Consider the following 12,807-nt stretch of genomic DNA (forward strand, 5'->3'; position numbering starts at 1 on the left):
CGGCCGTATCGTCCGGACATTCCGTCGTCGACACCACCGGGGTATCCCATGGACCGCACTCGCCTCCAGGACCTGCTCGCCCAGGAGGGCGCCGAGGCCGAGCGGCGCAATCCGCGCTCGAAGGCCGCCTACGCCCGTGCCGAGCATCTCTTCGGGCGGGTGCCGATGACCTGGATGAACAAGACCGCAGGGGCCTTCCCCCGCTACCTCGACACCGCCCGCGGCGCCCGCGTCACCGACATCGACGGCCACGAGTACATCGATTTCAGCCTCGGCGACACCGGGGCGATGGCCGGCCACTCGCCCGCCGTGGTCGCGGAGGCGGTGCAGCGCCGGTTCGCCGAACAGGGCGGAGCCACGGCGATGCTGCCCACGGAGGACGCCGAGTGGGTCGGCGCGGAACTCACCCGCCGCTTCGGACTGGCCCGCTGGAGCTTCTCGCTCACCGCGACCGACGCCAACCGCTGGGCGATCCGGCTCGCCCGGGCCGTCACCGACCGCCCCAAGATCCTGGTGAACAGCTACAGCTACCACGGCAGTGTGGACGAGTCGCTCATCGTCGTCGGACCGGACGGCCGGGGGACCGCCCGCCCCGGCAATGTCGGCGCCCCCTGCGACGTCACGCTCACCAGCCGCGTCGCCGAGTTCAACGATCCCGCCCAGCTGGAGCGGGAGTTGGCACACGGTGACGTCGCCGCCGTCCTCATGGAACCCGCGCTCACCAACATCGGCATCGTGCTGCCGGAGCCCGGCTATCTGACCGCCGTACGCGAACTGACCAGGAAACACGGCACGTTGCTCATCATCGACGAGACCCACACCTTCTCCGCCGGACCGGGCGGCTGCACCGCCGCCTGGGACCTCGAACCCGACCTGCTCACCATCGGCAAGGCGATCGGCGGCGGTATCCCGGCAGGCGCCTACGGCCTCTCCGCCGAACTCGCCGACCGGCTGCTGGGCCGTGCCGACCTCGACCTGGTCGACATGGGCGGGGTCGGCGGCACCCTCGCGGGCAACGCGCTCTCGGTCGCCGCGATGCGCGCCACCCTCGAACACGTCCTGACCGACGAGGCGTTCGCCCATATGGCCAAGCTGTCCGAGCGCTTCGCCGCCGGTGTGCAGGAGGGCATCGACGCCCACGCGCTGCCCTGGACGGTGAGCCGCCTCGGCGCCCGCAGCGAGTACCGCTTCGCCTCCCAGGCCCCGCGCAACGGCACCGAGTCCGAGGCGGCGGGCGACCCGGAGCTGGAGGATTTCCTGCACCTCTACCTCGCCAACCGGGGCATCCTGCTCACCCCGTTCCACAGCATGGCGCTGATGTGCCCCGACACCACCGAGCAGGACGTCGACACCCACACCCGGGTCTTCGCCGAAGCCCTCGCCGAACTGGCCTTCTGACACAGGGAGTTGGAGAACAAGCACGTGGACGACATCGACCGGGCCATCCTGCGCGAGCTGCAGACCGACGGACGTATCGCCTACGCCGATCTCGGACCGAAGGTCGGTCTGTCGGCTTCGGCCGCCCGGCAGCGGCTTCAACGCCTCCTGGATTCCAAGGCCGTTCAGGTCGTCGGGGTGACCGACCCGATGGCCATGGGCGGCCAGGCCATGGCCATGCTCGGCATCGAGGTGGACGGCGACCCGCGCACGGTCGCCGACGAACTCGCCCTGCGCGACGAGGTGGTGTACTCCGTGCTCACCTCCGGCGGCTTCGACCTGTTGGCGGAAGTGGTCACCCCGGGACCGCGGGACCTGCTCGACTTCGTCAACGACGTCGTGCGGCCGATCGAAGGGGTCGGCGGCGTCCGGTCGTTCCCGTACTTCGGCATCCACACCCACCGGTTCCTGTGGGACGTGGGATGACCGCAGCCTGAGCGCGGGCCCGAGATGCCGTAGTGATCCCGTGGGCGTCTAATGAGGGTGTCGGAAATGTCCCCTGGCGGAAAAGGCCGAGGTCATGACGCCCACGGATTCCAGTGCAGGGGGCAGCAAGGGCGCAGCCAAGGGGGTGCTGCGGCGGCTGGGGGAGTGGTGCGCGCGGCACTTCGTGATCGTCGTCGTGGCCTGGCTCGTCGCGCTGGCCGCGCTCCAGGTACTCAACAGGTCCTTCGGGGGCGACTATTCGGACGACTTCTCGCTGTCCGGCGTACAGTCCCAGCACGGTCTGCAGGTCCTCAAGGACCACGATCCGGCGGCCGGCGGCTACAGCAGCCAGATCGTCCTCCACGACAAGGACAAACAGCTCACCTCACTGAGCTCCCAGATGTCCGAGACGGTCGGCGACCTGCAGAAACTCCCGCACGTCCTGTCGGTGCAGAACCCGCTGCCACAGCCCGGAACGCAGGCGCCGGCATCGTCCGGTCCGAACGTGGGGCCCCTGTCGACCGACGCGAAGACCGGCTACATCACGATCCGCTTCGACGTCCAGCCGTCCACCCTCGGTGACGGCTACCTGCACGGCGTGGACAACTCCGTGAAGCCGCTGCGCGCCGCCGGAGCGCAGGTCGAGTACGGGGGACCGCTGGGCGAACTGGCCCGGCCCGCCGCAGACGACCGGGTCAGTGAACTCATCGGGTTCGCCGTGGCGATCGTCGTCCTGCTGATCGGCTTCGGCAGTGTGATCGCCGCCGCGATGCCCCTGGTGACCGCGCTGATCAGCGTGATCGGAGGGCTCGCCTGCCTCGGACTGCTGGCGGCTGCCTTCACCTTCGCGACGGTGTCACCCACCCTGGCGACGATGATCGGACTCGGTGTCGGCATCGACTACGCCCTGTTCCTGATCACCCGTCACCGGCAGAACCTCATGAACGGCGCGGATCCGGTGCGCGCCGCCGGACAGGCCACCGCCACCAGCGGCCGGGCCGTGCTCGTCTCCGGCTGCACGGTGATCATCGCCCTCGCCGGACTGTTCGTGTCCGGAGTGCCCTTCATCGGCAAACTCGGGCTCGCCGCCGCCGTGACGGTCGTGTCCGCGGTCATCGGCGCGCTCACCCTCGTACCCGCCCTGCTCGGGCTCGTCGGGAAACGGATCGACCGCTACCGGGTGCGCCGCCCGGTCGCCGAGACCGACGCCGAGCCGGGCGCCGAACCCACGGGCACCTGGCACCGCTACGCACAGCGCGTGGAACACCGGCCGTGGACCTTCCTCGCGGCGGGTGTCGCCACCGTCGTCGTCCTCGCGATCCCGGTCTTCTCGATCCAGCTCGGCCACATCGGCGACGGCGCCGACCCCACCTCGTTCACCGACCGGCGCGCCTACGACCTGATGACCGACGCCTTCGGGCCGGGCTCCAACGGGCCACTGACCATCGTCATCGATCAGACAGGCGTCCCCTCGTCCCAGCGCTCGGACCTCACCACCCAGGCGCAGAAGACCCTCGACGGGGTGCAGGGCGCCGCCAAGGTCACCCCGCTGACGGCGACCAAGGACGGGGACGTCCTGGTCGGCACCGTCTACTCCAAGCAGTCCCCGCAGAGCGCCACCACCACCGACCTCACCAACCGCCTCGTCCACGACACCCTCCCGGACGCGGTCTCCGGCACCTCCGCCAAGGGCTACGTCACCGGCACCACGGCCGCGCAGGTCGACTTCCGCGACATCGTGTCGAGCCGACTGCCCCTGATCATCGGCGTGGTCGTGGCCCTGGCCTTCCTGATCATCCTCGCGGTGTTCCGCGGCCTCCTCGTCGCGCTCAAGGCCGCCGTCCTCAACGTGCTCTCGATCGCGGCCTCCTACGGCGTCGTCGTCGCCGTCTTCCAGTGGGGCTGGGGCGGGCCCGCGCTGGGTGTCTCAGGCAAGGTCCCCATCGAGAGCTACGTCCCGATGATGATGTTCGCGATCATCTTCGGCCTGAGCATGGACTACGAGATCTTCCTGCTCTCCCGCGTCCACGAGGCCTGGCTGCGCACCGGCGACGCCGAGGCCTCCGTCGCCCACGCCCTGGAGATCACCGCGCGGGTCATCACCTGCGCCGCGCTGATCATGGTGAGCGTCTTCGCGGCGTTCATCCTCAGCGACAACATCGTGGTCAAGATGCTCGGCCTCGGCCTGGCCGTGAGCGTGCTCATCGACGCCACGGTCGTACGGCTGCTGATGGTGCCCGCGGTCATGACCCTGCTGGGCCGGCACGCGTGGTGGACACCCCGGCTCCTGGACCGGATCCTGCCGCACATCGACGCGGAGGGTGAACACGAGGGGGCGTGAGCCTCAGGCGTCGGATGTCATTCCTCGGGCGCCAGGACGAGCATGGTGACGTCGTCGCGGATCTCCTCCGAGTACCGCAGCACATCGGCCCACACCCGCTCCGCCAGGTCGGCCGCGTCCCCGTCGGCGAGCGCCGCCAGCCGTCCCGTGAACGGATAGAAGGCCCCGGAGGCGTCCCGTGCCTCCCACACCCCGTCGGACGCCAGGAACAGCCGGTCCCCGGGCAGCAGCGGCACGGTGACGGCACCGAGCGGACCCGAGTCGGCCAGACCGAGCCCGAGCGGCGTCCACGGCACGATGTCGATCTCCGCGACGCGCCCCTCGCGGAGCACCACCGGAGCCGGATGCCCGCAGGCCACGATCCGTACGGCCCGCGCGTCCGCCGAGAACTCCAGCAGTACGGCGGTGGCGAACAACTCCGCGTGCGGTGACCGCGCGGAGTCCACCACGAGCCTGCGGTCGAGCCGCGCGGCGACCGATTCGAGCTCCGGCCGGTCGAGCACCGCCTCCCGGAACGCGCCGAGCAGCGAAGCCACCGTCGCCACGGCCGACAGCCCGTGCCCCTGCACATCCCCCATCACCGCCCGCACCCCGAACGGCCCGTCCCGGACATCGAAGAAGTCACCCCCGACCAGCGTCCCGCGCTGCGCCGCCCGGTACAGCCCCGCACACCGCACCCGCCCCACCCGCTCCGGCAGGGGCGGCGCCACCGCCCGCTGCGCCGCCTCGGCGACCGTACGCTCCAGATCGAGCTGGGCGTCCCGCCGACTCCGTACGAACGAGATGAACACGCTCAGCAACGCGACGAAGCAGATGGTCAACAGGTCCGTACTGCCCGGATCGTTGAGGTGGAAGGCCGGCACGGTCAGCAGTGCGACGCTGAGACCGCCGTAGAGCACGGTCGCCACCGGACCGTACGACAGACCGGCCAGCGGCGGAATGGCACCCAGTACGAAGCCGATGTCGAGCCGGTTCGGACTCACCAGCGTCGCCACGCCCACACCGACCACCAGCACGGCCGGCAGTACCCGCACCCACAGGGGTGCCGGAGCGCCCCGCAGCCAGCCGCGCCGGGCCGGCTCCCGGTTCCGGCGGGCCACGAGATCCCGCACCTTTGCCACACCACCACGCTCCTACGACGGGACCGGCCCCGCACGCCGAGCGCCAAATCGACAGATCAACTGAAAGATCCGTCAGATCGGTCGATATTCACCAATCCGCAAGGGGTGACCGTTCCGAATCCTTCAGCGTCAGGGAAGTTGGCACAGAGGACGGACGGTATGACACCTATCGCCAGGAGCGGTGCGCGGCGCAGGAGCCTCGCGACCCTCGTAGCAGGTGCGCTGGCCGCCGGGGGACTCGCAGCCGCCGGCATGACCACGCTGGAACCGGGGGCGGCCTCCGCCTCCAGCCACCGGGAGGCCCCGCTCGTCTCGGGGCACCCCAAGTACGACAACACGGACGTGTACGCCTTCGTCAGCCCGGACGATCCGGAGACGACGACGATCATCGCGAACTGGATCCCGTTCGAGGACCCGGCGGGCGGCCCGAACTTCTACACCTTCGCGGACGACGCCCAGTACGACATCCACATCGACAACAACGGTGACGCGCAAGGCGAGTTGCTGCTGCGCTACACCTTCAGGACGCACACGAAGAACAAGAGGACGTTCCTCTACGACACGGGCCCGGTCACCAGCCTCGACGACCCGGACCTCAACGTCACCCAGACCTACGACATCGACCTGCTCAAGCTGCGCAACCAGAGTCTCGTGTCGAGGACGAGGCTCGCCGACGACGTACCGGTGGCCCCGTCGAACGTCGGCAAGGCGTCGATGCCGGACTACGGCACGCTGCGCCGGCAGGCGGTCCGTCAACTCGCCCACGGAGGGCGGACGTTCGCCGGCCAGGCGGACGACCCGTTCTTCCTGGACCTGCGCGTCTTCGACCTGCTCTACGGCGGCAACCTCTCCGAGGTCGGCAACGACACCCTCAAGGGCTACAACGTCAACTCGATCGCCCTGCAACTGCCCACCGACATGATCACCGAGTCGAAGCAGCAGCCGGTCGTGGGCATCTGGTCGACCACCCGGCGAAAGAACGCCCAGGGCGACTACGAGCAGGTCTCGCGGCTGGGCAACCCGCTGGTCAACGAGGTCGTCAACCCCCTTGGGGACAAGGACAGGTTCAACGCGTCCTCGCCGTGGAACGACGCCCAGTTCCTGAAGAACGTGACCGACCCGGAACTGCCGAAGCTCATGGAGGCCGTCTACAAGATCAAGGCACCCGCTGAACCGCGCAACGACCTCGTCGACGTCTTTTTGAAGGGCGTCAAAGGCCTCAACCAGCCGCCGGGCGTACGACCGGCCGAGATGCTGCGCCTGAACACCTCGATCAAGCCGACCGCCGCGCCGAAGCGGCTCGGTGTCCTCGGCGGCGACAACGCGGGCTTCCCGAACGGGCGTCGGCTCACCGATGACGTCGTGGACATCTCGCTCCAGGCCGTCGAGGGTGAACTGGTCGGCTCCAAGAACGACTTGGGAGACGCGGTCGACGCCAACGACCAGAAGTTCGGCGACTCCTTCCCCTATCTGGCCGAGCCCGTCGCCGGTTCGCGGGGCCCGCTCGCGAAGGGCACGGCAGGGGGCAACAGCGTCCGCGACCAGGTGGGCAACGCCCTGCAACCGACCGGCTCGGCGGACGGCACGGGCAACACCGGCCTGATCGCGGCCTCGGTGGGCTCGGGCGCCGCGGGCATCCTGCTGATCGGCGCGGGCCTGGCGTGGTGGCGTCGGCGTACGCAACGGCCGAACTGAGCGACACGGAACGAGAGAGGGCGGGGGCCGCGCTCCCGCCCTCTCCGGCATCAGAACGGCGTGAGCGTCAGCCGCATCCCCGTCGGTGCCGTGTCCTGGACGTACGACGCGAAGTCCGCCACGTCGTCGAAGGCGAAGCCGTAGGCCCTGCCGTCGGCGGTGGCCGCGTGCACCGCCTGCGCGTAGTGGTTCGTGAGGTCGGTGCGGTAGAACTCCGAGGCGTCGGTGGTCGGTTGGGCGGAGTCCGACAGGAGGGTGGAGCGGTTGAAGCCCGCGCCGAGCACGGCCGCTGCCGGGCCCGTGGTGCCGTCGTTCGGGGCGGCCAGGCTGCCGTCGCAGAACAGCACGTCCCGCGTCGACGGCTTCGCGAAGGAGACCGAGGCGGGGCCGGTGAAGGCGAACCGGTCGGCGCGTACCCGCCCGGTGAACGCGCCCGCGTTGGTGGTGACGGTGAGGTCCTTGCCGGTGTAGGTGCTCCACACCTCGTCGATGTAGGGCGCGAAGTAGTCCGCCGCGAACAGACCCGCGTCCAGCCCGTGCCCCGGCGCGATGACCCGGGTGTCGCCCATGACCAGCGGGGCGAACGCCTCGACCTCCCGCACCGCGGTGAACACCGACGCCCGCCCGCCGTCGCGCAGTGTGCCCGTCGTCTGGTCCTGCGCGCCGGTCAGCCGGATGCTCAACGGCACGCTGAACATGTCGACCATCGTCGTGTTGCAGAACATCCCCGACGCGTTGTGCGTGAACTCGGCGCAGTCGTGCAGGACTTCGTAGTTGGGGTCCGAGGTCACCCAGCCGGCCGGGTACTGGAGCGCCGGGTTGCCGTTGCCGTCCGCCACGGCCTTGAACTTGAGTTTCGCGCCGAGGGAGACGTAGATGCGGCCCGACAGGTACGGGAGTGAAATCGTCGTCTCCGCACCCGAGTTGAGGCTGATCGCGTAGTCCGTGAAACCGTCGGCGCCGTTGTCCGAGAGAGCTATCGGCGCGAGTGTTCCGGCGGGGGTGACCCGCACCTGTGTGCCGTCCAGGTTGCCGACGATGTAGACGTGCACGTTCGCGTTGTCGAACGAGCCGCTGTTGTTGACCAGCGTCAGCGGGAGCCCGCCCGCCTGATCGGCGTTCGTCTCCATGGGCTTGGTGTCCGCGAGGGCGTGCGGTGCCAGGGCGGCGAGTGCGGGAGCGGCCACCGCGGCGCCACCGAGCGCGAGGAGCTTGCGGCGGCCGAGCGTGCGCTGATGGCGGGGGGTCGGGGGAGTCATGTGGGGGCCTCCGGGCGAGTCGGGCCGTGCGGAGCGGACGGTGCCGACGATTTGAGAGCGCTCTCACAGCGTGCGTCGGCACCGCCGCCGAGGCCCGATGTTACGCACGACCGCTGCTTCGGCCAACGGGTCGAGGAGAAGTCGTCACCGCTCTGACCTGCGGGAACGAGGTGGGATGGGTCGCTTAACCCGTGCTTAAGGGCCACTTAAGCGCACGGTGAAGCGTTCACCCGCACTTCATCACCCGTACCCGGGTGCCTCTTCCCTCCCATCGCGCGGCCTCCTAGCCTCACGACGCCCCCTGTCTCTTCGGCCCCATGTCCCTTCCCCGAAAGGCGACTTGACGCATGCGTCACCAACTACTGGGCACGGCAAGGCGGTTCGGCGTCGGAGTCGCGGCCGCGGCGGTCACGACCGCGCTCGCCGCAGCCGCCCCGTTCCCCGCCCTCTCCGCGGCGACCGGCACCCCCGACGAGCTGTCCTCCCTCGTCGACCCGCTGATCGGCTCCTCCAACGGCGGCAACACCTACCCCGGCGCCACCCTCCCGGGCGGCATGATCTCCTGGTCCCCGACCAGCACCACCGGCGATCAGACGAGCACGGGCGCCGCCAACGGCTACGAGTACGGGGCGACCCGCATCCGCGGCCTGAGCCTCACCCACGTCAACGGCGCCGGCTGCAACCCGGGCGCGGCGGGGGACGTACCGATCATGCCGTTCGTCGGCGACGTCACCTCCTCACCATCGGCGGACACCAAGGACGCCGTCTACGCGTCGAACTTCTCGCACGCCGACGAGAAGGCCACCCCCGGGCGCTACACCCTCGGCCTCGCCTCCGGGGCCACCGCCGACCTGGCTGTCGGCAAGCGCGCCGGAGTCGCCGACTTCACCTTCCCCGCCGACCGCCCGGCGAGCCTGCTCTTCCGCGTCTCCAACTCCCTCAACGGCAGCGCGGACGCGCACGTCGACATCGACACCGCCCACCGCCAGGTGACGGGCTGGGTCCTCACCGGCGCCTTCTGCGGACGCCGCGCCAACGGCGGTGTCAACAACCGCAAGAGCTACTACCGGCTCTACTTCAGCGCCTCCTTCGACCGGGCCTTCTCCTCGGTCGGCACCTGGCACGACAGCACCGTGTCACCCGGTTCGACGACCGCCTCGGGAGGCGAGGGATACGCCACCGGCGCCGACCGCGCGGGACGCGGCTCCGGCGGCTGGGTCGGCTTCGACACGACGGCTGACAACGATGTCCACATGCGGTTCGGCATCTCGTACGTCGGCCTCGCCGGGGCCGAGACCAACCTCCGCCGGGAAATCGCCCCGCACGCGCGTGTGGCCGATGTCGCCAGGGCGGGCGCCCGCGCGTGGGACCGCGAGTTGAGCACCGTACGCGTCGACGGCGGCACCCCCGCCCGCCGCCGGACCTTCTACACGGCGCTCTACCACGCCCTCATGCAGCCCAACCTGATCAGCGACACGGACGGCCGTTACTGGGGCATGGACCAGACCGTCCACCGGCTGGCGCGCGGCCAGCGGGCGCAGTACAGCAACTTCTCCGGCTGGGACCAGTACCGCGCCCAGATCCAACTGCTCGCCCTCCTGGAGCCCACCGTCGCGGGCGACTTCGCTCAATCGCTCTACAACTTCGCCCAGCAGAACGGTGGAGTCTGGGACCGCTGGGTGCACATCAGCGGCGCCACCCACGTGATGACCGGCGACCCGTCCGCCGCGAGCCTGGCCACCTTCTACGCCATGGGCGTACGCAACTTCGACTACCAGGGAGCCTTCGACTCCCTGGTCCACCAGGCCACCGTGCCCAACCCGGACGAACTCTCGGACGCCGGCTGCCCCGGCCAGTGCGTGGGCCAACGCCCCAACCTGGCCCAGTACATGACCTCCCACTACGCCGTCCAGGACGCCTGCCACTGCTGGGGCGGCGCCGCCGAGACCCTGGAGGACGCGGTCGCCGACTCGGCCCTCGCGCAGTGGGCGAAACTGCTCGGGCGGGACGAGGAGGCGAAGGACTTCGAGGCGCGAGGCGACTACTGGCGCAATGTCTTCAACCCCGCCACCGGCTACATCCAGGCCCGGAACCTCGACGGCTCCTGGGTGAGCCCGTTCAACCCGGCGAGCGACCTCGGCTTCGCCCAGGGCTCGGCCGCCGCCTACGTGTGGATGGTCCCGCAGGACGTGCGGGGCCTCGCCGAAGCGATGGGCGGACGCGAGACGGCGGTCTCCCGCCTCGACGGCTTCTTCCACACGGCCGACGGCGCATGGTCGGTCAGGGGCGGCGACGCGCTGCGCTACGACCCGACCAACGAGCCAGACATCCACGCCCCTTGGCTCTACAACTCCCTCGGACAGCCCTGGAAGGCCCAGGCGACGGTCCGCCAGATCCTCGACACCGCGTACGGCACCGGCCCCAAGGGCCTGCCCGGCAACGACGACCTCGGCACCATGTCCGCCTGGTACGTCCTCTCCGCCCTCGGTGTCTATCCGCGCACCCCGGGCAGCGCCGACCTCCTTCTCGGCGCACCGCTCTTCCCGAAGGCGGTCCTGGACCGGCCGGGCCGCACGGACATCGTCATCACCGCGCCCGAGGCCGATGACAGCCATCCGTACATCGACGGTGTACGGCTCAACGGCCGCGACCTCACCCGCTCGTGGGCGGGGGCGGACCTGACCCTGAAGGGCGGCAGGCTGGACTTCCGGCTGGCCACCGAGCCGAACACGAGGTGGGCGACCGATCCGGAGGGCCTCCCGAACTGACGGGCGTTGCGGCCGGCGGACTCGTCGTCCGTCGGCCGCCGGAGGCTCGCCCGGACGGCCGGAGGGGTGTCCGGGGGCCCGTTATGACTTCGAACGGGGCTGGGTCGTCGGGATCCGGTGGGTGAAGAACATCGCGAGCAGCGAGGTGAGGGCGAGGATCGCCAGCGCTGCGCGCAGCCCGTCGAGCCGCGCGGCGGAGTTCGCGTCGAGCGCCGCCTGCGTGACGTCCGCGCTCGTGCCCTCCTTGTCGAGAGCCGCCTTGAGCTGGGCGTCCGACAGGAAGGGCACGCCGCTTTGGAGTTCGACACTCGCCGTGCTCTTCACGCGCTCCGGGACATCCGGGTTCTGCTCGATGCTGCTGATGAAGGAGCTCGTCAGTGCGGCGATCAGGATCGACCCGGCGAGTGCGGTGCCGATCGAGGAGCCGAGGTTGGTGACCGCGTTCTGGACGCCGCCGACCTCCGCGCTCCGCTCGTCCGGTACCGCGGACACGGTGACCGAGCCGAGCTGGGACGCCAGCGCGCCCATGCCGAGCCCGATCAGCAGGAGGGGGACGGTGACGATCTCCGCACCCGCGTCGGCGTCGAGCGCGGCCATCAGGACCACCGCTCCGGCGAACAGGGACAGGATCCCGAGCCGCACCACCCGCCGCGGTGAGACATGCGGAAGGAAACGCGGGATGAGGATCGCGGCGGCCAGCAGGGTCAGCGAGAGCGGCAGGATGCGTGCGCCGGTCTTGAGCGCGGACAGGCCGAGGGCCACCGACAGATAGAGGGGTACGACGAAGAACACGCCCATCTGGACGAGGTACTGGAAGAAGAACATCGTCAGCCCGCCGGTGAGCTGGCGGTTCCGCAGGAGTGCCGGATCCACGAGCGGTTCCCTGCGCCGCTCCACGAGCCGCGCCTCCCAGCGGAGGAACAGCCAGATCAGGAGCAGGCCGGCCAGCATCAGCCAGACGACCAGTGAGACCCCGAGCCAGGAGGGTGCGTCGGGCTTCGGCTGGAACCAGCCCCACTCGTCCGAGCGGAGGACGCCGTAGACGAAGATCCCGAGTCCGAGGGCGGAGAGTGCCGCGCCGACCAGATCGATGCGCGGGTGGCTCTCGGCCGGTGCGTCGGTGATGCGGCGGCCGAGGGCCAGGATGCCGAGCACGATCACGACTTCGCCGGCGAACACCCAGCGCCAGGAGAAGTACGTGGTCGCGACGCCCCCGATGAGCGGTCCGAGGGCGATCGCCACGGCTCCCGCGGCCGTGACCAGTCCGTAGGCGGCGGGTCGGCGTTCGACGCCGAAGTTGGCGGCGACGAGCGCCACGATCGCGGGCAGGATGAGCGCCGCCCCAAGGCCCTCCAGGAGTGCCCAGCCGACCAGGAGCACCGGCAGGTTCGGGGCCAGCGCCGTGGTCAGGGAGCCGCACCCGTACACGGCGCAGCCGATCATGAACGCGCGTTTGTGGCCGATCAGCGCACCGACCTTGCCACCCGGGATCATGAACATCGCCATGATCAGGGTGTAGGCGGTGATCGCGCCCTGGATGCCCGTCACCGTCGTGTTCACGTCGTCGGCCACTGTCGCGATCGAGACGTTCATGACGGAGCTGTCGAGGGCCATCAGGAATTGGCCGGCCGCGAGTGTCACCAGGACCGGTCGTGCGGTCGCCGGACTCTCAGCGCTGTGTTCCCGGGATGCCATGGGCGCATCGTCGCAGCGACCGCGGCGAGCGAACGGCGACCCGCCACCGAGGTCAACCGGTTGGC

The 12,807-nt window shown here is 70.2% G+C and carries 8 protein-coding genes; 5 read left to right on the top strand and 3 right to left on the bottom strand.

Translation table 11 applies throughout. The features are described from left to right. The first annotated feature begins 48 nt into the window (after window positions 1-48). The 3 genes from ACWDEW_RS29935 to ACWDEW_RS29945 all read left to right on the top strand — a co-directional run bounded on the left by ACWDEW_RS29935 (window position 49) and on the right by ACWDEW_RS29945 (window position 4,204). On the top strand, window positions 49-1,398 hold the full coding sequence (locus ACWDEW_RS29935) for a transaminase (protein WP_450516664.1): 1,350 nt from the start codon (window positions 49-51) through the stop codon (window positions 1,396-1,398). 24 nt (window positions 1,399-1,422) lie between these two features. After that, window positions 1,423-1,863: an Lrp/AsnC family transcriptional regulator gene (locus ACWDEW_RS29940; protein ID WP_450516666.1), complete on the top strand. Its 441-nt coding sequence runs from the start codon at window positions 1,423-1,425 to the stop codon at window positions 1,861-1,863. Window positions 1,864-1,957: 94 nt separating this feature from the next. Further along, window positions 1,958-4,204, top strand: coding sequence for an MMPL family transporter (locus tag ACWDEW_RS29945; protein WP_450516668.1), 2,247 nt, complete (start codon window positions 1,958-1,960; stop codon window positions 4,202-4,204). A 17-nt stretch (window positions 4,205-4,221) separates the two neighbouring features. Here the strand turns inward: ACWDEW_RS29945 and ACWDEW_RS29950 are convergent, their stop codons facing one another. Then, window positions 4,222-5,325, bottom strand: a complete 1,104-nt coding sequence (locus ACWDEW_RS29950; protein ID WP_450516670.1) for a PP2C family protein-serine/threonine phosphatase — start codon at window positions 5,323-5,325, stop codon at window positions 4,222-4,224. 159 nt (window positions 5,326-5,484) lie between these two features. Between ACWDEW_RS29950 and ACWDEW_RS29955 the strand changes: the two genes are divergently transcribed. Further along, window positions 5,485-7,020, top strand: coding sequence for a DUF4331 family protein (locus ACWDEW_RS29955; protein ID WP_450516671.1), 1,536 nt, complete (start codon window positions 5,485-5,487; stop codon window positions 7,018-7,020). A 50-nt stretch (window positions 7,021-7,070) separates the two neighbouring features. Here ACWDEW_RS29955 and ACWDEW_RS29960 read toward each other — a convergent pair whose 3' ends face one another. After that, window positions 7,071-8,279 carry a beta-1,3-glucanase family protein gene (locus ACWDEW_RS29960; protein WP_450516673.1) on the bottom strand — a complete coding sequence of 403 codons (1,209 nt, stop codon included), beginning with the start codon at window positions 8,277-8,279 and terminating at the stop codon, window positions 7,071-7,073. A gap of 347 nt (window positions 8,280-8,626) precedes the next feature. Between ACWDEW_RS29960 and ACWDEW_RS29965 the strand changes: the two genes are divergently transcribed. Beyond that, entirely contained in the window at window positions 8,627-11,047 is a 2,421-nt protein-coding gene (locus tag ACWDEW_RS29965) for a GH92 family glycosyl hydrolase (protein WP_450516674.1), read from the top strand. Window positions 11,048-11,128: 81 nt separating this feature from the next. On the opposite strand, the gene ACWDEW_RS29970 is transcribed toward ACWDEW_RS29965, so the two are convergent. Continuing rightward, entirely contained in the window at window positions 11,129-12,742 is a 1,614-nt protein-coding gene (locus ACWDEW_RS29970; RefSeq protein WP_450516675.1) for an MFS transporter, read from the bottom strand. Window positions 12,743-12,807 lie beyond the last annotated feature (65 nt).

This window comes from Streptomyces sp. NPDC001100 (genome assembly GCF_053598575.1).